The sequence below is a fragment of the Ureibacillus sp. FSL K6-8385 genome (genome assembly GCF_038593155.1).
Taxonomy (GTDB): domain Bacteria; phylum Bacillota; class Bacilli; order Bacillales_A; family Planococcaceae; genus Ureibacillus; species Ureibacillus terrenus.
In genome coordinates, this window is the sequence record NZ_CP151968.1 from 2,371,380 (window position 1) to 2,394,558 (window position 23,179).

The following is a 23,179-nucleotide window of genomic DNA, read 5'->3' on the forward strand; positions in this document are numbered from 1 at the left end:
ATACAAAACCTCCTTACAATGTTTTATATCAATAATAAACATACAACGATTGTATTAATAGATTATGAATTTTCTATTAATATTTGTAAAATTTCCGAAAATACAATAACAATTAAACTTGACCAACTGTACAAAAACTGTTCATTCTAGACGTAATGCTTCAAAGAGATATGCCATTATTTTTACACCAATTTACATTCATTTAATTTATATTAAAAGAAAATTCATATTTCTTTATTATCATAAATTTATGCTACTTAAAAATTTCGTTTTAGGAGGAACACGAATGGTGAAATATGTTCCATTGATTTTAAGTTTTATGCTGTTATTTGGATGTTCAGCCAATCAAGATAAAAAAGAAGAAATAACCCGGACAAAAGCTGCTAATCAAAGCGAAATAAGAGAAAACGAAGCAAATAAGACCGAGTATTCAAAGACAGAATATAGCGGTAATCCTCAAGTTACAGACGATTCGTCATTACAAAAAGCCGGTGATTCGTTTTGGGATGAAAAAGGAAAATTGATATTAGAAGACATAAAAGAGGTGAACAAAACGTATAAAATCGGTCCTATAGAGTTAACCATATTAGATGTCAAAGTACTTCATTATCTTCCAGCATATAACTTAATTGATTTTTTCCATGGATTTACACATGAAGCAGAAGACTTTGATTTTATAAGAGTGCAGATGAAGATTAAAAATACAACAAATGAAGAAGTATACTTCGCACCAATCGCTTTATTAGAAACAAGCTCAGGGGAAAAGATGACTTGGGAAAATGATTTTTATCTTGAAGAATTAAACGGCATGTATAGCGGCAGCGAAGAGAAGATAGGCAACATGGGATTTCCTTTAAATAACCATGTTCATGGGCAAGAAGACAAAGCTAAGAGTAATCATTTAGAATGGATCAAACTAATGACAAGTGAAGTGCTAAATAAAGAACATAAAGAAATTGCCGGCAAAAAAATAATAGAAATAAAATTCTAATAGTGCGACTTTAACTTTGAAAAGAAGAGTGAAGTTCATTGATCAGCCTGAAAGCTGAATGAAATAGGTGTACTTGTTTATAGAAGTTTAGCCAAGAAAACCTGTCATCTTGCCGTCAGAATGAATCAGCTTTAGACAAGAGAGGACTTTCCCTCTCAATTGTCCGACTTTCATACTCTTTTGCATAGATCATCTACAACTTGCTTTTTCTTAAAAGCCGGTGACATTGGAATATGAAATGTTCTGCCTTTTTGTATTTGAATTGCGAATAACTTCATTCGAAAAATTCGTCTTTATTAAATTGCTTTAATGTTTGTTGAGCAGCAGAACTCATTAACTTTAACTTATAGTTTTAGTTTTCGCTCGTTTTGCATTTATGATGGTTTCGAAAAAGTGTTGTCAAACAGAATAAAGACCGAAAAATAAACTTTTGACATGGAAAAGGGGAAAGGGCTTGAGAAATAAGGATTTCCCTTCCCCTTTCCCTTTTTTCTCGCAAAACTTTATTTTCATTTTCGCACAAGTTTATTCAGTTTCTACAATTTCAAGGCTAGTTTCGCTACACACTCCACATGCAACGAGCGAGGTGGATTGATGTCTTTTACATTGTCGGTAGGCGGAAACACGTCATCGCCACTTTTTGCACTATCGGTAGGCGGGAACATATCCACTAAATTTGCATAGTTAAACCGAATGTGCTTTTCAGCACAAATAGAATTTATCTTTGGGATGTTTACCCACAGGAATCCTCTACTTCTCTTCAGTGTATCTTTCTTGCAGCAAAAATCCCTTGGCCTCGCTAGGGCGTAAATCCCAATATTTTTGCAAAAGGTAAATGACTTTCTCATCTTCAACTTTAGCTTCCTTCAGAGCCGCAGCTGCCTTTTCAATCCCAATGACTCTTTCTTCAAAGGCAGCTTCATCTAGCCTTGCATTGCCATCTTCTCTTATTCGTTCCAACAGTTCACTTCCAAATCCCGAAAGGGAAGCTCTAATAGAACGTGCCATATCTATTCCTCCTCTAAATTCTAATTTATTGCACTATTGATAGACAAATTGGAATTTGTTGGTTACTTGTATTCACTCGGAATAGGAATATTAAATCTCTCACACAATAGTTTTACATCATGCACATCATTTTCATCATGCTCATAGCCTAGATGAAATAACACTTGATATTCAGCATCAATACATCTGACCATTTTATCGCCTATTTTCCCAATGCCGCTAAAGACTTCTGGAGGATATGCTTCTCCCTCAAAAACAATGTATCCTTGTTCGTTGAATTTAAATATATGAAGATCAATTATCCTACCTTTACTATCCTTATAAACCTTATGAGATGTGGTAGTATATGCTTCGATAACTTCAGCAAAGCCATTTTCTTTTAATATTTCAATAAACTTTTTACCATTACTTTCTTCCACAAATAAATCAATATCGTTGTGTACTCTTGTTTCTTCTTCTAATAGTGCATCTACTCCCCAACCGCCATCAATCCATATGTTAATTCCATTTTCTTCAGCGTACGTTATTATCTCAATAGCGTCAGTTTTACTTACCATGTAATCCCTCCGTTCAAATTCCTATCTAATTTCATAAAATCCCAAAAAGTAGCCATGCTAAATTCCTCCCAAGTAATACTGTTAATTCATATAATCTAACTTAATAGCGCCTTTTCATATCCTCTTCGTAGGCGGCTAGAATACGCTGATATTCTTTTGGGTCATCATTCTCACAGTCCAGTTTTATCACTCGATCCACAATAGAATCTAAAGAATCAGGGTTGTACCAAGGTTCCTTAATTGTAAGATAAATGATCTTTTTTGTCTTTTGACGTTCGGCCATTTCTTTCAGCATCTGAATCTCTTTTTCATTTTTTGTTACACTTTGAATTGGCCATACAATCATAAAATCGAAGGCATAATTATCATATTTATCACTACTACTTTTAGTGGTCAGATTATCAAAGAAAATTGTAAGATTGGATAATTTCATTCCTTGCCCATATTTCTTCGGTACGTTAACTTTATAAAGTTCCGCCCATCGAAAGAAATTCTCCATTCCATCTTTTGTTGTATGAATTAAATTAATTAGTCCTTTCAAGTTCCCTTGAGCATTCAAAGCTTTAAGAAGGGCCTGATGCTTTTCCTTATCAGCGATACCTCGTAGTAATAATGTTTTCTCTGTTTCATTGTTCAAGAAATCAATAATCTGATCATACGCATTTTTTACGTCGGACATTTTATTCACTCCTTAACTAATAAAAATCGCTATTTGTTTTTTGAATATACCCAAAATAAAATGCTATCAGTTAATCTCAAACAAAACAGCGCATCTTCAACTGTCGGCAATTCAATAGCATTCTCATTTCTGTGGGTTCCGTAATCAGACATCATAGAGTAAATCATATAAATTGTTTTTGTCTTTGTCAGCTTTCCATCTTTATTTTCATTAAAAAATTCTGCTAAATCTTCTTTTCTTAAATCTGATTTAAGGGCCCTATCTAAGTCAGCGACTGATGCAGTTGCACTGTCTCCACTAGTATTAAAGACACCTCTCATCCATTTTGCAAACTTTTCAGTCCCCTTATATTTTGAAAATATACTTACAATACACGTCCTACATGATTCAATACAAGCTCCTGAATGGCCTTGTGTATAAGCGTCAACTGCAGATTTGTAAGCATCATATACTTCTATATGGTTACTTTTTATCCATGATTCAACAGAAAACATCTCACTTACTCTTACAAAGTCACTTTCCATGCAAGCAGAAACTTTAACTTTTTCAAATTCAATGGATATGTTTAATCCTAAAATCTCGTAAAGTTTAGCTAGTTCTTCAAAGTCTTCAACGCCATTTTCGCAAATGTATCTTACATTGAAAGATTTTGTTATTTCTTTTAGCAGGTTGATAATATCCTCATGCCTGTTTTCCTTATATAAATCCGAGAAAATACTATCTAAACCTAAGAACACATCGTATTCTTCGTTATTATTCTCGAATTTGTGCGCATAACCTTGATTATAAAAATATGGCACCAGATAGTCTATATATTTTTCGTAAAGGTCATTAAGCCCCACACATTTTAATCTGGCCTTAAATTCCGAGTTTTTTCTTATAAAAAAGCCTGGTCTGCTAACTATTTCTGCAATTTTTGAAAGAATTATTTCTTTATCATTCATTTTTTTCACCTCACCTAATATTTAATAACTATAACTTTTTCAAAGTAGGTAACACTTTCTCTAAATATTCCTGCCAATATCCCTCGTCATCGCCTTCCATATCGTGAAGCCAATAGTACATAAATAATATCTCAAATTCCTGCTTTCTACCTTTTATAAAGGACTTTTTCGGCATTTTTCTATACAAAGAATCAAGATTAAAAAGGTTACTTTTTTGCCTATAATCATAATCGTACTTTCTCCAATTATATTGACTCTTTCTTCTATGTGTTGAGGGCCAAATATCCTCATTATCAAAAAAACTGTTTATCCAATCATAAGCAAAGGCAAGAAGATTTACTTGATGCTTTGCCCAGGTTTTCTCAATCCAATCAGTAATTTCTTCCGATATTGACGGTATCCCAAAATTAAACTTTTGCTCACTTTCTACCCTATGATATTCTTTTATAAAAAGAAAAAGCATTTCTGTCTGATCCTTAAGAAATGGTAACCTTTTAATTAGTCGTGAATAACAATCATATGAAGCATTTCTAAATTCACTATCAGTATTATATAAAAAGAAAAGGTCATTCTCCTTCATGATGTTTCCAATGTATCTGTGTATTTGCTTCCCGTACTCATTATAAATACTAACAGCCCATTCTCTAACTTCAGGATCGTACTCTCTTAGCTGCTTACGATATTTCTCCAACTTTTCATTATGGAGTACTGTTTTTTCCTCAGCTTCCGTAATATTCAGATAGTTGTTAAAATACTCAAATACATAATCAACACAGATTTTAATATTTTGTGCACGTGCATCAATGTCAAATTCATTGAGTTTATCTTCCTTTTTCCTTCGTGCAATGTATTCCTCAATGCTTAGCATTCTTTCACCACCTCTCGCATGTGATTTTGCTATTCTTAGGAAGATTAATATAAAGCCAATAAATCATTTCGGCTAGTATCCAGAGTTAATCTTTTTATATCTCTGCTGATTAGATGAAGTCTTTTCAATTGCCTTTATATTACCTTCCATTTTATTTACGTAGTTTAAAAATAAAGTCCCAAGCAGAAGTCGATCCTTTCTGGGTATTCTATTCCATACATAACCCTTGAACAGATCTTTAACAAGAAAGACTTCACCTTCATTCAAGTTTTCAGTTTCCTTAATAGCTTCTTCTAGTAACTCATTAACATCACCCATGTTGTCATCTCCTTATCAATAACAATATCAACAACATTGTTAATAAGATTATATGCCTTTTACCAATTCCAGTCAATGAAAGAAAACCACCAATCAAGAGAATATATCTCCTGAATGGTGGTCATTCATGAAGGTTATGTTTATACATCTACTTCTACACCAGATTTAAATTCAATAGTTAGTTTATCATCATAGACCGTTATTTTCTCTATAAGTCTCCTTACTAGTTGCTCATCATACTCCTCAAGGAGGGTGGATTGTTCATTTAGGAATTTTTCCATATCTTCTAGCCTTTGCTTGGAGCCTTTTTTGCCAGCTTCTTCTGCTAAAGCCTTATGCCTTTCCTCTCTGAGCCTGTAAATCTCATCAGCAATGTCGTTATAATCCTCTTTGGAATTGGCCAGTCTCAAAAGGTCTTTTTGTAATTCCTCTAGCTTTTTATCTATCTCGGAAACAACATTATTGTCCGTTTCACTTATCACTGTTTCTATATTTTCCTTTAAGGTAAGCAAAAATCCATCCTTTTGCCCTATCAGTTTATTAATTGCATCCACCGTAGCAATACCTATCATATCCTCCAGCACGGTTCGGGAATGACAAGCTAACCCTGTATTCTCAAGCCTACTGACGCATCTCCAAACAATCGATTTTTTACCTCGGTTATTCCAATGAACTCTACGGTATATTTCGCCACACTCTCCACAGAAGATAATTTGCGAAAATACATGATTTGAACTAAAGTTTCTTTTCTTTCCACTAGTACTTATATGTCCTCTACTTCTACGAACTAACTCTTCTTGTACCTGCATGAAAATTTCACGCGGGATAATGGCTTCATGGTTATTCTCTACATAATACTGAGGTACGATTCCGTTATTTACAACCCTCTTTTTTGTAAGAAAATCTACCGTATAAGTTTTTTGGAGCAGTGCATCACCAATGTATTTTTCATTGCTTAATATTTTCCTTATAGTACTGGTATGCCACCTTTTTTTCCCCGCGCCTGTAAGTATGCCATCAGCTTCAAGTCCTTTTTTGATTTTATCCATACTGGAGCCTTCAAGGTACTCTCGGTAAATTCTTTTTACTATTTCAGCTTCCTCCGGCACAATTACTAATCGCTTATTTTCATCTTTGGTATATCCTAAAAACCTAGAACAATTGACCATTACCTCTCCCTGTTGGTACCGGTATTGATAGCCAAGCTTTACATTCTGGCTTAATGACTGGCTCTCTTGTTGCGCTAAGGATGCCATAATGGTAAGCATAATTTCACCTTTGGCATCCAGTGTATTGATATTTTCTTTTTCAAAATATACCGCTACATTTTTATCTTTAAGTTTCCTGATGTATTGTAGACAATCCAAGGTATTTCTAGCAAATCGGCTTATTGATTTGGTAATAACCATATCAATTTTCCCAGCCATGCACTCATCAATCATTCGATTAAATTCATCACGATTTTTTGTATTTGTACCGCTGATGCCATCATCAGCAAAGATCCCTGCAAATTCCCACTCTGAATTCTTCTTGATAAACTCTGTATAGTGTTCAATCTGCACTTCGTAACTACTAGCCTGCTCATCACTATCTGTAGAAACTCTGCAATAAGCAGCGACCCGAAGTTTTGGTGTTTCATCTTCTTTTCGATTGTTGCCTACACGTTTTATTGCAGGTATAATCATTACATTTTTATTAACTGCCATCTTGCTGCACCTCACTTTCTATTAAGCTGTATACATATCAGCTTGTGTAAAAGGATTTGTATACTTCTGAATTACTTGTCCTATGGTATCTTTTTAATTATCTATCCTGCCTTCTCAACCCCAATAAAAAATCTAACCTATCAACTCGATCCCTATCACTTTCATGGTAGTTGACATGTTTCCTCAAAGAATAAAAATAAGGGTTTCCCGACATTAACGTCCTCGACAAAGATGTCATGAGAAAAATTCAATGTCAGGAAACCCTTTATCTATAAGTGCTTAAAGTATCTTTATTTCTCAACCCTTGACATCAATACCACGCACTCCACATGCGTCGTTTGAGGAAACATGTCCACTGGGGTAATCTCCATCGTTTTATATCCCCCGTCTTCCAAAATGCGCAAGTCCCGCGCTAAAGTGGAAGGGTTGCAGGATACATACACCACCCGCTTTGGTTTGAATTCGATGATGGTGTTCAGCAATGCCTGGTCGCAGCCTTTGCGCGGCGGGTCGACAACGAGGACGTCCGCGCGTTTCCCTTCCTTGTACCAGCGGGGAATCACTTCTTCCGCCGGGCCCGCTTCAAAATACGTGTTGGCAAAGCCGTTCAGTTCCGCATTTCGTTTGGCGTCCTCGATGGCTTCCTCAACGATTTCGACGCCCATCACTTGTTTCGCTTTTTTCGCCAGAAATAAGGAAATCGTCCCAATGCCGCAATAGGCGTCGATGACCGTTTCTTCCCCCGTCAGCGCCGCATACTCCAACGCCTGGTTGTACAGCACTTCCGTTTGCACCGGGTTCACTTGGTAGAAGGAGCGGGCGGAGATTTCAAAGCGGATGTCGCCGATTGTGTCTTCTATTGTCTCTTTCCCCCAAAGCGTCATCGTTTCTTTTCCTAAAATGACATTCGTTTTTTCACTGTTCACATTTTGTACGATGGATGTGACGTGTGGAATGAGTTTTCGAATCACTTCCACCGCCGCATCCTTCTGAGGAAATTTGCGTTTTTTTGTAACGAGCACCACCATCACTTCGCCGGTAGCTCTTCCTGTCCGTACAATCACATGGCGGAGCATTCCTTGATGAGTCGTTTCATTGTAAGGCTCGATCCCGATCTTCTCCAACTCTTTTTTCAAATTGGCCATGATGATATCCGCTTCACTCATTTGGATGAGGCAGCGTTCCATATCCACAATGTCATGGGTTCTTGATTTGTAGAATCCCGCAATCGGACCGGACTCACCCATCGCAAACGGAATTTGCGATTTGTTGCGGTAATTCCAAGGGTGTTCCATTCCTTTAATCGGACGCACCGGCGCTTCGATTTTCCCGATGCGTTTCATCACATTGCGGACCATGTTTTCTTTCCAATGCAATTGGCCTTCATAAGATAAATGCTGCAATTGGCAACCGCCGCATTTTCCAAAGTACATGCAAGGCGCTTCCACCCGGTCCGGTGAAGGTTCTTTCAATTCTACAATTTTGGCAAAGCCGTAGCTTTTTAACGTTTTTAATACATGCACTTCCGCCGTTTCTTGAGGCAACGCTCCATGGATAAATAATGGATACCCATCCACTTTTCCCACGCCCAGGCCTTCATGGGTTAAATCTTCTATATAAACCGTTACTCGATCATTTTTCTTTACGGGTGCTGTCATACATTCCGTCCTCCATTTCGTTTTTCTTTGTCGCACGGAGTTTTTATTAAAATCAAACAAATATTATTCTACCTCAAAATAGAATAAGGATATATTGAAATTTCATTTTTTCCGAACCGCTTGTAAAATTGAAGTATCACTATGTATTGGGTGGATGAAGATGGACTTTTATCTTGTCGCATTGTTTTGCATTGCCATTACCCTTCATAATATCGAGGAAGCCATTTGGTTGCCGGAATGGTCACAACAAGCTTCGATGTTTCATAAACCCGTTACCCCGGGTGAATTTCGTTTTGCCGTGACTGTCATTACTATACTGGCTTATTTATCCGCATTTTATTTTTTCTATAAGCCTGAATCAGAATTGGCCAAATGGGTTTTCATCGGATTTTTAGGTTCCATGATCGTGAATGCGATTTTTCCGCACCTGATTGCAACGATTTTGATGAAACAGTATGCCCCCGGGCTTCTCACAGGATTATTCCTGAACCTTCCCATCAATACATTCATCATCGTTCGAATGTTCCAAAACCATTATATTACTTGGAAAGAGCTTATCATATCGACCATTGCGGTTGGAAGCCTTCTACTCACCTTGATTCCGTTATTATTTAAAGCGGGCGGAAAAATGGCTTTTTCCCGTGAACCCAAATAAAAAACTCCCGCAGTTTGAGCGGGAGTTTATTTTTCTTCTTCCCTTACCCCTTGATCCAAAGGGGCCGTAAAAAAGGCGACCACCAACGAAAGCAGGACCATCAAAAAAGGGGCCACAAACATCATAAATTCATTCATCGCAAACCCTCCTACGCATGAAAATCTTTTTGGTTCCCCGTCACGTACTCCTTGTTAAACACAAACAACCGGAATATTAAATAGAGGGATGGAATGAGCAGGCAGAGCCCTGCAATAAAGGCAATGACCAACGCGATGGCCATTTCCTGATTCGTGAATCCTTCGTAAATGGTCAAATATGGATACAACAAATACGGATAATGGGAAATGCCGTATGCAAAAAAGGCGAATAGAAACTGAAGAATCAACAATCCGACCGAAAGCCCGAGACCCCGTTTCTTCCACAACAGCCAGACCGTCAACAAAAATAAAATTGCGGAAACGCCAAACATCGGCCAAATGGAAATCATATTACGGAACCGGTCCGGGTTATGCTCCTGCATTTGAATAATGATCGCCGCCGCCATTAACATTAAGGGACCCGACCATGTGAGCGCGTATTTTCTCATCAGTTCAGAAGCATTCAGATCTTGCGCCTTCCATGCATACCATGTTAAAAACACGGCGGAAATATACAGTACGCTGGCAATGCTTAAGAGAACGATGCTCCACGTCAAAGGGCTTGTGAAAAGCGCCCAATAATCAAGGACAGGGGAGCCGTCAACGATCTCCACAAATCCCCCTTCCGAAATCGTCAGCACGACGGAAAGGGAGGATGGAATCAATAAGCCGGATACCCCATACGCGAAGGCATATCCTTTATGCCCCCTCGACCCGTATGATTCAAAGGCGTAATATGAACCCCTGATCGCCAATAAAATGATCGCAATGCTTACGGGCACCAACAAAACCGTGCCGTAATAAAAGGCGGTTTTGGGAAAGAACCCGACGATGCCGACAAAGAAAAACACCAAAAAAACGTTGGTCACTTCCCATACCGGCGATAAATACCGCTGAATGATGTTCGATAAAATATGGGATCTTCCCGTCAATAAGCTGTACGCATTGAAAAAACCGGCGCCAAAATCAATGGAAGCCACAATGACATATCCGAAAAGAAAAATCCATAACACGATTATTCCCAACACTTCAAGACTCATCGCCCGACCCCTTTCATTTCAGCCATCCGGTCTTCGATTTCCCGCTCAATCGGGTTTAAACGGTACATTCTTCTTAATACAACGACACTTCCAATCCCCAAAACAAGATATAAAATGCAGAATAAAATAAACATCAGATCCACCTGATCGCTTGTCGTCGCGCCTTCCGCTGTCCGCATATATCCCCGTAAAATCCACGGCTGTCTCCCCACTTCCGCGAGCCACCAACCCGCTTCAATGGCGATGATGGTTAATGGCCCGCCCAGAACGGTAACCCATCGGAACCAAGGACGGTGAATAAACCCCCATCCCCTCCATACTCCTGCCACATACAGAACAGACACAAGTATCATTGCCGTTCCTATCAACACCATGAGGTTAAATAAATAATGGATATAGAGCGGCGGAATTTCATCTTCCGGAAAGTCGTTCAGCCCGGTCACTTCCGCCATTGGATTTCCGTAAGCCAAAATGCTCAACAGATAAGGGATTTCAATGGCAAATTTAATATTTTGCTCCTCATCCATGAATCCCATTAAAATGAGAGGAGCCGCTTCTTCCGTTTCAAAATGCCATTCGGCTGCGGCCAATTTTTCCGGTTGATATTCCGCCAAAAACTTTCCTGAAAAGTCGCCGATGACCGCCGTGGCGATGGAGAAAATCAAGCCCATCTTCATCATGAGAAACAACGATTTTTTATAATAGGGATGATTTGATCCCCTCAACAACCGATAGGCTGCAATGGATGCCAATAAAAAGGCGGAGGTCATGTAGGCGGAAGCTAAAACATGGGCCACTTTCGTCGGCATGGATGGGTTGAACATGGCAACAAGCGGCTGGATGTTCACAAGTTGGCCGCTCACCACTTCAAATCCTTGCGGCGTATTCATAAACGAATTCACGATGGTGATGAAAACGGCGGAAATGGATGCGCCAATGGCAACCGGAACGAGAAGAAGCATATGCTTTTTTTGATTATCAAACCGGTCCCACGTATATAAGTAGATCCCCAAAAAGATCGCCTCAAAGAAGAAAGCGAATGTTTCCATGAACAGCGGCAGTGCAATGACTTGTCCTGCCAGCTGCATAAAATTGGGCCACAGCAGGGAAAGCTGCAAACCGATCGCCGTTCCGGTCACCACCCCAACAGCCACCGTAATAACAAATCCCCTCGTAATCCTTCTGGCCAGGAGAATATAATGTTCATCGTTCTTCTTCATCCCAACCCACTGGGCAATCATAATCATTAAAGGCACTCCAACGCCAATCGTTGCGTAAATAATATGAAAGGTTAACGTCAGCTCTGTCAACAACCGGCTCCAAAACACGGCGGACTCGTTCATTCGTGGCACCTCCTAACTGCCGAAGATTCTCCCGATGATGGAAAGAAGCATAATGATGGCAACGCCAAAGGATAAATAAATCAACCATTTTTCCTGCTTTTTATACATTTTCTATGAACCCCTTTCATCCCCAGTTATTTTGCGTCAATAAAAAAAACCTATACAAACGCTTCATAGCATTTGTATAGGTTCTTCCATCGGAAATTACACACGGTCGAGTTCACGGATATTATCAATCGGCACAAACACTTCAATATGCCGTTTCAAGTTTTGGAAAGTGGCCGGCGCTTTTCCTCCCAATTCACCATCCAAATTGATCAGCACTTCTTCATCGGACGTCACTTTCACGATGCTGGCTTTGCGATAAATGACATTCGGGTCGCTTAAATGTTCGCCGCGGAGAGCCGATGTCAGCACTTTGATGAAATCGGCCAAACTGCATTTTTTCAAAATCATCATCGTGAATTTGCCGTCATTGATGCTGGAATCGGGAGCGATTTTTTCAAAACCGCCGACGGAATTCGTAAGGGCGCATAAGAAGGCCATCACTTCCCCTTCGAATATTTCATCATCAATTTCAAAGCGCATGTTGGTCGCTTTGATGGAAGGAAGCATTTCGAGCCCTTTCAAATAGTATGCCAACTGACCCAAAACCGTTTTCATTTTGCTTGGCACTTCATAGGTCAATTCCGTGATGCGTCCACCGGCTGCGATGTTGATGAAATAGCGCTCCTCATTTAATAATCCAACGTCAACCGGGATTGTGTCACCTTTTACAATGACATCAACGGCATCCTCAATTTTTCTCGGGATATGGAGGGCACGGGCGAAATCGTTCGTTGTCCCCATTGGAATGACACCGAGTTTCGGACGATTTTCAAATGGACTGATTCCGGATACGACTTCGTTTAATGTGCCATCCCCGCCTGCTGCAACAACAATATCAAATCCCCGTTCCACCGCTTTTGCGGCTGCCTCCTTTGCATCCCCTGCTCCCGTCGTTGCATGGCAGGAAGTTTCATAGCCGGCCATTTCCAGCTTCTCCAGCACTTCTGGTAAATGCTTTTTGAAAAGTTCTCTGCCTGATGTTGGATTATAAATAATTCTCGCTCTTTTCATATTTTCGCCATCCTATTTTATTATCATTTAATTTATCAACGCTTATGTAATCAGGAAAGTTCCAGGATCAAAAAGAGATTGAACAATAGAAAATTCCCCGTCCAGTGGAAGGGAATTTTTTCTTTCTATCGATGTTTATTTAAGACAACATCTCTATTATAACTTTTTTCATATCTTCATAAACCCATTTCGCGCATTGCGGGTCTTTGACAAATTTCTCCTGCAATGTAGTATACAATTCTTTTTGCTTTTCTTCAAATGTTGGATCATCTTTTTCCGGCAATTTTGCTCTAGCTTCCACCACCATTTGCTGCAGTTCAGGTGCTCTTGGCCCCCATTTTCCAATTACTTGTCCGTTTTGATCGAGAAATAAATAGATTGGAATGGCCCTTCCTCCGTTTGTCAAGTAACGGTCGATCAAGTCTGTGTCTTCATCCCGGTAAACGCAGCGAATGTCTAGTTGGGCAGCTTCGGCAATTTTGCGGATGATCGGGTTATTGAGCATGGCATCCCCGCACCAATCTTCTGTAATGGCTAAAATGTGCGGCTTTTTTTCTTTCAGTAGGGCGATGAGTTCGTCATTTTCATCAATCGGAAAATTGTTGTAGATTTCAAAGCTTCCTTCTTTTAAATTCGTTTTCATTCTGTCCATGTATTCCACCATGGAAATCCCTTGTTCGAAATATTGTTGTTCTGTTTTCACGTGATAACCCCCTTTTGTTCTATTCTGCATGGAAAGGGAGGGATTGGCAATGTTTTTGATTTTGCAGAAGTTGAGTAGATATATATAAGAGTGAGGATAGTATCCGCACCAAATGTGGTTCCATCCGAACTAATTGCTGTTGTATATGCACTAATTGAGGAAGTAAACGCACGAATTGAAGTTGCATACGCACAAAATATAGGAACAAACGCACGAAACGAAGCAGTATCTGCACCAAATAAGAAGGTACACGCACTAAATAAAGCAGCATCCGCACGAATTAAAGTAGCAAATGCACGAAATGGGTCCTCATCCGCACGAAATGTGGAAGTAAGCACACTAAATAAAGTGGTCTACGCACGATTTGCAATTCTACAATCCTATCAACTATCAGATAAAGCCCTCATTCAATTCAAATAATGAAAAGCCGCATAAGCCATAACAGCTTATGCGGCGCAGAAAAACCTCTTAACTTATCGTTTATTAATTTCTTCAAGCAATAATTTGTTGACCATTGGCGGGTTGGCTTGTCCTTTTGTGGCTTTCATGATTTGGCCCACCAGGAAGCCGATTGCCCGGTCTTTACCGTTTTTGTAGTCTTCGATGGATTGCGGATTGTTGTCGAGCACTTCTTTAATAATTGGAAGAAGTACGTTCGGATCGGAAATTTGGATTAATCCTTTCTCTTTTACGATTTTTTCAGGGTCTCCCCCGTTTTTCACAAGCTCATTGAATACTTTTTTCGCGATTTTGGAGGAGATGGTTCCGTCCGAGATGAGTTTTACCAATCCTGCCAAGTTTTCCGGCGTTAATTTTGTTTCTGTGATTTCCACTTGTTCCGCGTTCAAGTATGCGGCTACGTCACCCATCAGCCAGTTGGCGGAAAGTTTTGGATCTGCCCCTAATTTCACCATTTCATCAAAGAAGTCGGAAATGCTTTTGTTTACTACGAGCACATTCGCATCGTATTGTGACAAACCAAGCTCTTCCATATAGCGTTTTTTGCGGGCATCCGGCAGTTCAGGAAGGGATGCTTTCACGCGTTCGAGCCATTCATCATCGATCACGAGATGAACTAAATCAGGCTCTGGGAAGTAGCGGTAGTCTTCTGCAGCTTCTTTGACGCGCATCAGAATGGTTTTGCCTGTCTTTTCATCGAAACGGCGAGTTTCCTGCTTGATGACGCCGCCGCTCATCAAAATTTCCGCCTGGCGTTTTTCTTCATATTCAAGCCCTTTGCGGACAAAGTTGAAAGAGTTCAAGTTTTTCAATTCCGTTTTCGTACCGAATTCTTTTTGTCCGTATGGGCGAAGGGAAATGTTCGCGTCGCAGCGCAATGAACCTTCCTCCATTTTCACATCAGAAACGCCTGTATATTGAATGATAGATTTTAATTTTTCAAGGTATAGATAAGCTTCTTCCGGACTGCGGATATCCGGTTCGGAGACGATTTCCAAAAGCGGCGTTCCTTTGCGGTTAAAGTCCACGAGCGAGTAGCCGTCGCCGTGCAATAATTTACCGGCGTCTTCTTCCATATGAAGACGCGTGATGCCGATCCGTTTCTTATACCCCGGTCTTCCCTCTTTTTCAGGCACTTCGATTTCAATCCAGCCGTCATAGCCGATCGGTTTGTCGTATTGTGAAATTTGGTAGCCGCTCGGGTTGTCCGGATAGAAGTAGTTTTTACGGTCGAATTTTGTGTGCTGGTTGATTTTCATATTTAACGCAAGAGCCGCTTTCATGGCATATTCGACCACATTTTTATTTAAAACCGGAAGCACGCCGGGATATGCAAGATCGTAAACGGTTGTATTGGTATTCGGCTCCGCGCCGAATTGGTTTGGCGCTGTAGAGAAGATTTTTGAATTCGTTTTTAATTCAACGTGTACTTCAAGACCGATGACTGTTTCAAAATTCATGATTATTTGCCCCCCAATCCAGGAGTTTGTTTATGGAAATCGGTTGCTTGTTCAAAAGCGTAAGCTGCACGGTAAACCGTTTCTTCGTCAAAGTGTTTGCCGATGATTTGCAATCCGAGCGGCAAGCCATTGTCAAATCCGCATGGGATGGAGATGGCAGGCACGCCGGCCAAGTTGATTGGAATTGTTAATATATCGTTTGCGTACATTGTCAATGGATCATCGATTTTTTCGCCAAGTTTGAATGCCGGTGACGGCGTTGTTGGCCCTACAATGACATCGTAATCTTCAAACACTTTATCGTAGTCTTGTTTAATCAATGTACGGACTTGCTGCGCTTTTTTGTAGTAAGCATCGTAAGTTCCCGCAGAAAGCGAATAAGTTCCGAGCATGATGCGGCGTTTCACTTCATCGCCGAATCCTTGCGCGCGTGTCTGTTTGTATAAGTCCATCAAGTTTTTCACGCCTTCCGCGCGGAAACCGTAGCGGATTCCATCATAACGGGCAAGGTTGGATGAAGCTTCTGATGATGAAAGAATATAATAAGTAGCCAAAGCATATTTAGAATGAGGAAGGGATACTTCTTCCACTGTCGCGCCAAGGCTTTTGAACACCTCAAGGGCATCCAGTACGGATTGGCGCACAGATTCGCCTACGCCTTCACCCAAGAATTCTTTTGGAACGGCGATGCGAAGCCCTTGAATATTGCCGTCCAATTTTGAAACATAATTTGGCACCGGAACGTCTGCACTTGTAGAGTCGTTAGGGTCCACCCCGGCAATCACTTCAAGCAATAAAGCATTGTCGTACACATTGCGGGTGATTGGCCCGATTTGGTCAAGGGATGATGCGAACGCAACTGCGCCAAAGCGGGATACGCGGCCATACGTCGGTTTCATTCCGACAACGCCACAGAATGCGGCAGGCTGGCGGATGGAACCTCCTGTGTCTGTTCCCAATGCAAATGGCACTTCACCGGCCGCTACACTTGCGGCGGAACCGCCTGAAGAACCTCCTGGCACCCGTTCAAGATCCCAAGGGTTTTTTGTCTTTTTATAATAAGAAGTTTCTGTTGAGGATCCCATCGCAAATTCGTCCATGTTGAGTTTTCCGACGATGATCATGCCTGCTTCTTTAATTTTTTTGATGACCGTCGCATCATAAATCGGAATAAATCCTTTCAAGATTTTGGAAGCGCATGTCGTTTCGAGCCCTTCCGTCACGATATTGTCTTTGATGCCGATTGGGAGACCAAACAAAGGTCCTCGCTCATTTGGAGGAACTTGGTCTTTTTCTTTCGCTTCTTCCAGCGCTTTTTCTTTATTTAAAGCAAGAAACGCTTGTACATCCCCATCGACTTCTTCAATTCTTTGATAGGTTTCATTTATCAGGTCAACCAGTTTGAATTCGCCTTTATGTAAACCTTCCTGCAATTCTTTCGATGAACGTTCTAACAACGTCATGAAATTCCCTCCTTCTTAAAAATAGGCATCGGCAAAATTGGAAAATACAAGCATTTTTCATATACATAAAAATAATGGCCTTTGCCATTGAACTTGCGAAATTATTCTTCTTCTAAAATTGGCGGCACTTTAACAAGGCCATTTTCATGTTCTTTCACATTTAATAAGACTTTTTCCAAATCCAATCCTTTTTCAGCCACGTCTTCGCGCATGACATTCACGATTGGAAGCACGTGGGAAGTCGGTTCTACATTTGTCGTATCCAATTCATTTAAAGTTTGCACATATTCTGTAATGGCTCCAAGCTGTTCCGTGAACTTTTCCACTTCTTCATCCGTAAGCGCCAATCGGGCCAAGTGGGCAACGTGCTTTACTTCTTCCTTCGTCAACTTTGTCATTGAACACACCTCCACATTTCATAAACCTGGCAATAATAATACCATTTTTCCATCGAAAAATCACACGTTTCTTGGAAAATCCTTTAATAAACCAATTACTTTACAATTATCCCCAAAAACCGTCAATTTTCAAACATGACTTCACAAAAATAAACAATTGGAAACAGTGTCACGTCAATCGCAACACTGTTTCCAAGAAGCTATGAACCCTCATATTTCAATGAAACGGTCAATATTCATAAATATGGACAAACGGTTCTTTATCATCACGGTCTTTCAATATTAAGGCCTCTGGTCCGTTGATGGATGTTATGCTCACTTCGATATCGATGCTGTCGGGAAATCTTTTCATTAAAGTACCTGTCAAATATTGGGTAAACCCGATAATCTCCGTCGTTCCATAGAATTGGATCGGCACTTCGATGGATAATTTGACAAGCTGGCCATTTTGGTAAAACCCTTTGCCGATTACATTTGTATAGTTGGAAAAATATTTTAAAATATCCTGTTTAAAGTTCAGGAATTTCGTGTTCGTATCCCGGTAAATGTCTTCCGGATTTGACATAGGGAACGATACATATTTTTCGTCGATTGCAATCCATTGGCCCAATTCCGTTTTTCCGGGTTTCGCTACACTATAAGCAAAATACGTTCCCGGAACGATGGAATTGCGGGCCTCCTGTTTAAACAGCGCAATCACGATTGGAATATCCTGCAATTCCGCCCTTGCTCTCAGCCGGCGGACAATTTCCTCCGCCATTTCTTTTCCTTTCTTTTCCAATTGTTCTTGAGGAATCGGCTCATCGTACCATTCCCCATACTGTTCCTTTTGATAATAGTAAATGGAATTTAATGCAAGGCCGATGGAAATTCCTCCGAGGGCCACCTTGTCGTCCCTCGTCTTCTTCAAGTAGTTTTGCTCAATGATATGGGCCAAATAGATTGGCGCTTCTTTCGCCCGCTTCACAGGATCCATTCCTTCATCAGCCGGAGGATTCAGCCCTTCCGGTTTTTTGGCGCTTTTTCGAGCCAGCCAATTCCCCACAGTTTCGCTGTCCAAATATTGGCCTTCCTGGAAATAGTAGCTGTCCGTGCCGAATTCGTTTTGCGAAATGCGCATTAATCCTTCTTCCGCTTCTTTAATGTCGTATTTCGTATAAATGTTGGATACGACAAGTCCGCGGGCGGCGCTTTCTTTATATGGAATTAGCGTCTTGTAATAGTTGTCATCCAACTGCATATTTGGGATGATTGTCGTTTCAACTTCTGCTTCAGATTCCTGATTTGGTCCCACTACTTCCTTATTTTCGCGAAAGGATGGTACACAACCTGCAAGCATTGCAACAACGACCATCGCCGGTATCCAGCGAAATCGTTTCATCGTTTGAATCCCCTTTACTTTTCTAATTCTTCCATAAAGCGGTTTTCGTCCCAAATTTCGATGCCCAGTTCTTGCGCTTTTGTCAATTTTGAACCTGCATCGGCTCCTGCAATGACAAGATCCGTCTTTTTGCTGACGCTTCCCGTCACTTTACCACCTAACTCTTCTATTTTCTCCTTTGCTTCATTGCGTGTCAATCGTTCCAATTTTCCCGTCAATACGATCGTTTTTCCTGCAAACGGACTTTGCGCAAGCGCTTCAGTATTCTTTTTGCCTTTATAAGTCATGTTGACGCCGGCTGCTTTCAGCCGGTTAATCAAGTCTTTGGCTTCCTCTTTTTTGAAATATGAAACAACAGACTTTGCAATCTTTTCGCCGATTTCATAGATGGACATTAATTCCTCTTCCGTCGCTTCCATGACACGGTCCATCGTGCCGAATTCTTGGGCAATGAGTTTTGCCGCTTTTTCGCCGACATGACGAATGCCAAGGCCGAACAATAGGCGTTCCAACGAATTTTCCTTGGAACGTTCAATCGCATTGATTAAATTCGATGCAGATAGCTCCCCCATCCGTTCCAATTTTGCCAGTTCTTCCGCTTTCAGATAATAAAGATCCGCCACGTCACGGATATAGTTTTCTTTTAGCAGCAATTCCGTTATTTTTTCTCCCAGACCGTCAATATTCATAGCATTTCTTGAAACAAAATGTTTGATGCCTTCAGCTATCTGAGCCGGACAGGAAGGATTGACGCAGCGAATGGCCACTTCGTCATCGATGCGGACAAGTTGGCTTCCGCAGGCGGGACAATGTTCAGGCATATTAAACGGAACCGTTCCTTCCGGCCGCTGCTCGAAAATCACCCGGACAACTTCCGGAATAATATCGCCTGCTTTATGAACGATGACGGTATCGCCGATCCGGATATCTTTTTCACGAATCAGATCTTCGTTATGAAGGGAAGCCCGCGAAACCGTCGAACCGGCAATTTTCACCGGCTCAAGGATGGCTGTGGGCGTCACAACCCCCGTGCGTCCAACGGTTAATTCTATGTCAAGCACTTTCGTACTGGCTTCTTCCGCCGGGAACTTATAAGCGATTGCCCAGCGGGGGCTTTTCACTGTATTTCCAAGTTCCTCCTGTTGCGCAAAGCGGTTCACTTTGATGACAATGCCGTCGATTTCGTAAGGCAAGTTTGGACGATCTTCGGTCCACTTTTCTATAAACGCCAAAACATCATCAATTGTTTCACAAACCGCTCGTTCTTTATTGACTCTGAATCCAAGAGTTTCAAGATAGTCAAGCATTTGCGCATGATTGTCGATTCCAAAAGCTTCTCCGTTGCCGCCAATCCCGTAAATAAACGTTGCCAAGTTTCTGGAAGCGGTAATTTTCGGGTCAAGCTGGCGCAAGGAGCCTGCAGCCGCGTTCCGAGGATTGGCGAAAAGGTCTTCGCCATTCTCCTCCCGCTCCCTATTCAATTCCGCGAAAGATTTCTTCGGCATGTAAGCCTCTCCGCGCACTTCGATCGTTACCGGCTCCCTCAAGCGCAAAGGAATGTCTTTAATCGTTTTTAAATTCACCGTAATATCTTCGCCCACTGAGCCGTCGCCGCGGGTGGCCCCTTGCACGAAAATCCCGTTTTCATATCGCAATGCAATCGCCAGACCATCGATTTTCAGTTCGCACACATAGTTATAATCATCTCCGATGGCCTGCCGGATTTTCCGGTCGAAATCCCGCAGCTCCTCTTCGTTGAAGGCGTTGGAAAGGCTTAGCATCGGATATCGGTGGGTCACTTTTTTAAACCCTTCAAGAGGCTTTCCTCCGACCCGCTGAGTCGGCGAATCGGGATAAACAAGCTCCGGATGTTCCTTTTCAATTTCCATCAATTCCAGCATCAGCTGGTCGTACACTGCATCGGGAACCAGCGGCTTGTCCAACACATAGTAGGCATAGGCATATTCGTGCAAAAGCTTGTTCAGTTCAGCAACGCGTTTTTCGAGATCCTTCTTATCTTTCATCATACTCCTCCAGCACTATCCAATTTCTTTTAAGCTTTTTTGATCGGGGCGAATTTCGCAAGCAGCCTTTTGATTCCTTTGTCCGGAAAGGCTATATCGAGCTCCATGTCGTCGCCTTCCCCTTTGATGCTTACGACGACGCCTGTTCCCCATTTAGCATGGACCGCTTTGTCCCCGACTTTCCATTGAAACTCTTCGCCGCCGGTCAACTGCGGTGAGGCAAATTTCACTTTCGGTTGGACATTTCTTCTTATGTTTTGTTGAACTTTCTTTTCCCTAAAAGGCAACTCTCGTCTTCCATAATCAAAACGATATGATTTTGAATCAATGATGTCATCCGAGATTTCATCAATGAAACGTGATGGCAGATTTGAATTGGAACGGCCATAAAGGGTACGGTAGGAAGCGCATGTCAAATAAAGGCGTTCTTCGGCTCTTGTGATTCCCACATAGGCTAAACGGCGTTCCTCTTCCATCTCTTCTTTATCCCCGATAGCGCGGGAATGAGGGAAAATATTCTCTTCCATGCCGATGATGAATACCACCGGAAACTCCAATCCCTTGGCGGAGTGAAGCGTCATTAAGACGATGCTTTCATTTGAATCCTTTTCTTCATCGAGCGAATCGATATCCGAAATGAGGGCAAGGTCGGTCAAGAAAGCGACAAGGGACTTGTCTTCGCTTCTTTCTTCAAAGGCCTTCGTTACAGATAAAAATTCTTCAAGGTTTTCCAACCGGCTTTGGGATTCAATCGTATTCTCCTTCTCCAGCATCGCCCGGTAACCCGATTTTTCGATGACCTCTTCCACCAATTCCGTCACGGATAAATAATCCTGCATTTTCGTAAAGCCTTCAATCAGTTCACGGAATTGTTCAATGGCATTGATCGCGCGCGGGGTTAAACCGATCAATGGGGCCTCATACAACGCCCTGAAAATGGACATGTCATTTTCGAGGGCATATGCCGCCACTTTTTCAAAGGTCGTTGGCCCGATGTTCCGTTTCGGTTCATTGATGATGCGCGCAAGGGATAAATCATCGTCATTGTTTGCAATCAACCGCAAATACGCCAACAGGTCCTTGATTTCTTTCCGGTCGTAGAATTTTGTGCCGCCGATGATGGTATATTGCAAATTGGACTTTATCAACACTTCCTCCATCGCGCGGGATTGGGCATTCGTGCGGTAAAGAACGGCAAAATCCTTCAACGTGCGCCCTTCCGTTTCCATCAATTCTTTTATTGTTTTGACGACGAATTGCGCTTCATCCTGTTCATCGCGGGCTGTGTAAAAAACGATTTTTTCCCCTGTCGGATTATCCGTGCGGAGCTTTTTCGGATAACGGCTTTCATTATTGGAAATGACATCGTTTGCCGCCTGCAAAATCCGCTTTGTGGAACGGTAGTTTTGCTCAAGTAAAATGACTTTGGCATTTGGATAATCTTTTTCAAAGGACAAAATGTTCCGGATGTCTGCTCCGCGCCAACGGTAAATGGACTGGTCGGAATCTCCCACAACACAAATGTTTTTGAATTTCGAAGCGAGCATTTTGACAAGTTTGTATTGGGAATGGTTCGTATCCTGATATTCATCGACATGAATGTACTGGAACTTGTTTTGATAATATTCCAGGACGTCCGGAACCCGCTCAAACAGCGTAATCGTCATCAGGATCAAATCGTCAAAGTCGAGGGACTGGTTTTTCCGAAGGATTTTTTCATAGGCTTCATAAACATCCGCGACAATTTTTTCAAAAGGGCTGAATGGACTGATATTCTTTTTATATTGTTCCGCCGTAATGCATTCATTCTTTGCGGAACTGATAGCGGCCAGCACCGATCTGGGATCGTATTGTTTTGTATCAATATTGAGCTGTTTAAAGACGTTTTTGATGGCTGTCAACTGATCGGAGGCGTCAAGAATCGAAAAGTTTTTGGAAATGCCGATTCGGTCGATATGTCTTCTTAAAATGCGCACGCACATGGAGTGGAAAGTGGAAACCCACATGCTCTCCGAGATGCCGCTGCCGAGCAGCGCGTCAATCCGTTCGCGCATTTCTCTGGCGGCTTTATTGGTAAACGTGATTGCCAGAATATTGGATGGATACACCAGCTTTTCCACAATTAAATATGCAATGCGGTGGGTCAGTACCCTCGTTTTTCCCGAACCCGCGCCGGCCATTATAAGAAGAGGGCCTTCCGTAGTCTTGACGGCTTGCTGCTGTTGCGGATTCAGACCGCTGAGTAAATTTTTCGTTAATTGTTCCATG

The 23,179-nt window shown here is 41.4% G+C and carries 20 protein-coding genes; 2 read left to right on the forward strand and 18 right to left on the reverse strand.

From position 1 onward, the window contains the following. Positions 1-286 precede the first annotated feature (286 nt). Complete coding sequence (locus NST62_RS11820; RefSeq protein WP_340715093.1) at positions 287-991, forward strand: hypothetical protein; 705 nt, start codon at positions 287-289, stop codon at positions 989-991. A gap of 750 nt (positions 992-1,741) precedes the next feature. On the opposite strand, the gene NST62_RS11825 is transcribed toward NST62_RS11820, so the two are convergent. The 8 genes from NST62_RS11825 to rlmD all read right to left on the reverse strand — a co-directional run bounded on the left by NST62_RS11825 (position 1,742) and on the right by rlmD (position 8,729). Then, positions 1,742-1,999, reverse strand: coding sequence for a hypothetical protein (locus NST62_RS11825; RefSeq protein ID WP_074365811.1), 258 nt, complete (start codon positions 1,997-1,999; stop codon positions 1,742-1,744). A gap of 62 nt (positions 2,000-2,061) precedes the next feature. Next, the gene (locus tag NST62_RS11830) at positions 2,062-2,556 is read right to left on the reverse strand and encodes a nucleotidyltransferase family protein (protein ID WP_074365812.1); all 495 of its coding nucleotides are present in this window, start codon (positions 2,554-2,556) and stop codon (positions 2,062-2,064) included. Between the two features lie 100 nt (positions 2,557-2,656). Next, positions 2,657-3,235 carry a hypothetical protein gene (locus NST62_RS11835; protein ID WP_074365813.1) on the reverse strand — a complete coding sequence of 193 codons (579 nt, stop codon included), beginning with the start codon at positions 3,233-3,235 and terminating at the stop codon, positions 2,657-2,659. A 29-nt stretch (positions 3,236-3,264) separates the two neighbouring features. Beyond that, a complete protein-coding gene (locus NST62_RS11840) occupies positions 3,265-4,179 on the reverse strand; it encodes a hypothetical protein (protein WP_074365814.1) in 915 nt (304 codons plus the stop codon). A 28-nt stretch (positions 4,180-4,207) separates the two neighbouring features. Then, positions 4,208-5,047: a hypothetical protein gene (locus NST62_RS11845; RefSeq protein ID WP_114218908.1), complete on the reverse strand. Its 840-nt coding sequence runs from the start codon at positions 5,045-5,047 to the stop codon at positions 4,208-4,210. 72 nt (positions 5,048-5,119) lie between these two features. Further along, positions 5,120-5,365 carry a single-stranded DNA-binding protein gene (locus tag NST62_RS11850; RefSeq protein WP_114218907.1) on the reverse strand — a complete coding sequence of 82 codons (246 nt, stop codon included), beginning with the start codon at positions 5,363-5,365 and terminating at the stop codon, positions 5,120-5,122. Positions 5,366-5,505: 140 nt separating this feature from the next. Then, on the reverse strand, positions 5,506-7,071 hold the full coding sequence (locus NST62_RS11855) for a recombinase family protein (protein ID WP_342462925.1): 1,566 nt from the start codon (positions 7,069-7,071) through the stop codon (positions 5,506-5,508). A gap of 290 nt (positions 7,072-7,361) precedes the next feature. Further along, positions 7,362-8,729, reverse strand: a complete 1,368-nt coding sequence (gene rlmD / locus NST62_RS11860) for a 23S rRNA (uracil(1939)-C(5))-methyltransferase RlmD (RefSeq protein ID WP_342462926.1) — start codon at positions 8,727-8,729, stop codon at positions 7,362-7,364. 160 nt (positions 8,730-8,889) lie between these two features. Between rlmD and NST62_RS11865 the strand changes: the two genes are divergently transcribed. Next, positions 8,890-9,384 carry an HXXEE domain-containing protein gene (locus tag NST62_RS11865; protein WP_328215999.1) on the forward strand — a complete coding sequence of 165 codons (495 nt, stop codon included), beginning with the start codon at positions 8,890-8,892 and terminating at the stop codon, positions 9,382-9,384. A 148-nt stretch (positions 9,385-9,532) separates the two neighbouring features. Here the strand turns inward: NST62_RS11865 and NST62_RS11870 are convergent, their stop codons facing one another. The 10 genes from NST62_RS11870 to pcrA all read right to left on the reverse strand — a co-directional run bounded on the left by NST62_RS11870 (position 9,533) and on the right by pcrA (position 23,178). Then, a complete protein-coding gene (locus tag NST62_RS11870) occupies positions 9,533-10,561 on the reverse strand; it encodes a cytochrome d ubiquinol oxidase subunit II (RefSeq protein WP_141603102.1) in 1,029 nt (342 codons plus the stop codon). Next, entirely contained in the window at positions 10,558-11,904 is a 1,347-nt protein-coding gene (locus NST62_RS11875) for a cytochrome ubiquinol oxidase subunit I (RefSeq protein WP_328220076.1), read from the reverse strand. Before NST62_RS11875 ends, NST62_RS11870 begins: the two co-directional genes overlap by 4 nt. A gap of 204 nt (positions 11,905-12,108) precedes the next feature. After that, complete coding sequence (locus tag NST62_RS11880; protein WP_328216001.1) at positions 12,109-13,023, reverse strand: diacylglycerol kinase; 915 nt, start codon at positions 13,021-13,023, stop codon at positions 12,109-12,111. 139 nt (positions 13,024-13,162) lie between these two features. Continuing rightward, positions 13,163-13,726 carry a thioredoxin family protein gene (locus tag NST62_RS11885; RefSeq protein ID WP_141603105.1) on the reverse strand — a complete coding sequence of 188 codons (564 nt, stop codon included), beginning with the start codon at positions 13,724-13,726 and terminating at the stop codon, positions 13,163-13,165. A gap of 473 nt (positions 13,727-14,199) precedes the next feature. Then, positions 14,200-15,645, reverse strand: coding sequence for an Asp-tRNA(Asn)/Glu-tRNA(Gln) amidotransferase subunit GatB (gatB, locus tag NST62_RS11890; protein ID WP_141603106.1), 1,446 nt, complete (start codon positions 15,643-15,645; stop codon positions 14,200-14,202). 2 nt (positions 15,646-15,647) lie between these two features. After that, positions 15,648-17,108 (reverse strand): Asp-tRNA(Asn)/Glu-tRNA(Gln) amidotransferase subunit GatA, encoded by a 1,461-nt coding sequence (gene gatA / locus NST62_RS11895; RefSeq protein WP_141603107.1) that lies wholly within the window; start codon positions 17,106-17,108, stop codon positions 15,648-15,650. Positions 17,109-17,209: 101 nt separating this feature from the next. Beyond that, positions 17,210-17,506 carry an Asp-tRNA(Asn)/Glu-tRNA(Gln) amidotransferase subunit GatC gene (gene gatC / locus NST62_RS11900; protein WP_141603108.1) on the reverse strand — a complete coding sequence of 99 codons (297 nt, stop codon included), beginning with the start codon at positions 17,504-17,506 and terminating at the stop codon, positions 17,210-17,212. A 229-nt stretch (positions 17,507-17,735) separates the two neighbouring features. Continuing rightward, the gene (locus NST62_RS11905) at positions 17,736-18,887 is read right to left on the reverse strand and encodes a CamS family sex pheromone protein (protein ID WP_141603109.1); all 1,152 of its coding nucleotides are present in this window, start codon (positions 18,885-18,887) and stop codon (positions 17,736-17,738) included. 14 nt (positions 18,888-18,901) lie between these two features. After that, positions 18,902-20,911, reverse strand: a complete 2,010-nt coding sequence (ligA, locus tag NST62_RS11910) for an NAD-dependent DNA ligase LigA (RefSeq protein ID WP_141603110.1) — start codon at positions 20,909-20,911, stop codon at positions 18,902-18,904. Positions 20,912-20,940: 29 nt separating this feature from the next. Beyond that, a complete protein-coding gene (gene pcrA, locus NST62_RS11915) occupies positions 20,941-23,178 on the reverse strand; it encodes a DNA helicase PcrA (RefSeq protein ID WP_141603111.1) in 2,238 nt (745 codons plus the stop codon). Position 23,179: the final 1 nt, after the last annotated feature.

Coding starts and splice junctions, on each gene's coding strand:
- NST62_RS11820 (WP_340715093.1), top strand. CDS start 287: ATGGTGAAATATGTTCCATTGATTTTAAGTTTTATGCTGTTATTTGGA.
- NST62_RS11825 (WP_074365811.1), bottom strand. CDS start 1,999: ATGGCACGTTCTATTAGAGCTTCCCTTTCGGGATTTGGAAGTGAACTG.
- NST62_RS11830 (WP_074365812.1), bottom strand. CDS start 2,556: ATGGTAAGTAAAACTGACGCTATTGAGATAATAACGTACGCTGAAGAA.
- NST62_RS11835 (WP_074365813.1), bottom strand. CDS start 3,235: ATGTCCGACGTAAAAAATGCGTATGATCAGATTATTGATTTCTTGAAC.
- NST62_RS11840 (WP_074365814.1), bottom strand. CDS start 4,179: ATGAATGATAAAGAAATAATTCTTTCAAAAATTGCAGAAATAGTTAGC.
- NST62_RS11845 (WP_114218908.1), bottom strand. CDS start 5,047: ATGCTAAGCATTGAGGAATACATTGCACGAAGGAAAAAGGAAGATAAA.
- NST62_RS11850 (WP_114218907.1), bottom strand. CDS start 5,365: ATGGGTGATGTTAATGAGTTACTAGAAGAAGCTATTAAGGAAACTGAA.
- NST62_RS11855 (WP_342462925.1), bottom strand. CDS start 7,071: ATGGCAGTTAATAAAAATGTAATGATTATACCTGCAATAAAACGTGTA.
- rlmD (WP_342462926.1), bottom strand. CDS start 8,729: ATGACAGCACCCGTAAAGAAAAATGATCGAGTAACGGTTTATATAGAA.
- NST62_RS11865 (WP_328215999.1), top strand. CDS start 8,890: ATGGACTTTTATCTTGTCGCATTGTTTTGCATTGCCATTACCCTTCAT.
- NST62_RS11870 (WP_141603102.1), bottom strand. CDS start 10,561: ATGAGTCTTGAAGTGTTGGGAATAATCGTGTTATGGATTTTTCTTTTC.
- NST62_RS11875 (WP_328220076.1), bottom strand. CDS start 11,904: ATGAACGAGTCCGCCGTGTTTTGGAGCCGGTTGTTGACAGAGCTGACG.
- NST62_RS11880 (WP_328216001.1), bottom strand. CDS start 13,023: ATGAAAAGAGCGAGAATTATTTATAATCCAACATCAGGCAGAGAACTT.
- gatB (WP_141603106.1), bottom strand. CDS start 15,645: ATGAATTTTGAAACAGTCATCGGTCTTGAAGTACACGTTGAATTAAAA.
- gatA (WP_141603107.1), bottom strand. CDS start 17,108: ATGACGTTGTTAGAACGTTCATCGAAAGAATTGCAGGAAGGTTTACAT.
- gatC (WP_141603108.1), bottom strand. CDS start 17,506: ATGACAAAGTTGACGAAGGAAGAAGTAAAGCACGTTGCCCACTTGGCC.
- NST62_RS11905 (WP_141603109.1), bottom strand. CDS start 18,887: ATGAAACGATTTCGCTGGATACCGGCGATGGTCGTTGTTGCAATGCTT.
- ligA (WP_141603110.1), bottom strand. CDS start 20,911: ATGAAAGATAAGAAGGATCTCGAAAAACGCGTTGCTGAACTGAACAAG.
- pcrA (WP_141603111.1), bottom strand. CDS start 23,178: ATGGAACAATTAACGAAAAATTTACTCAGCGGTCTGAATCCGCAACAG.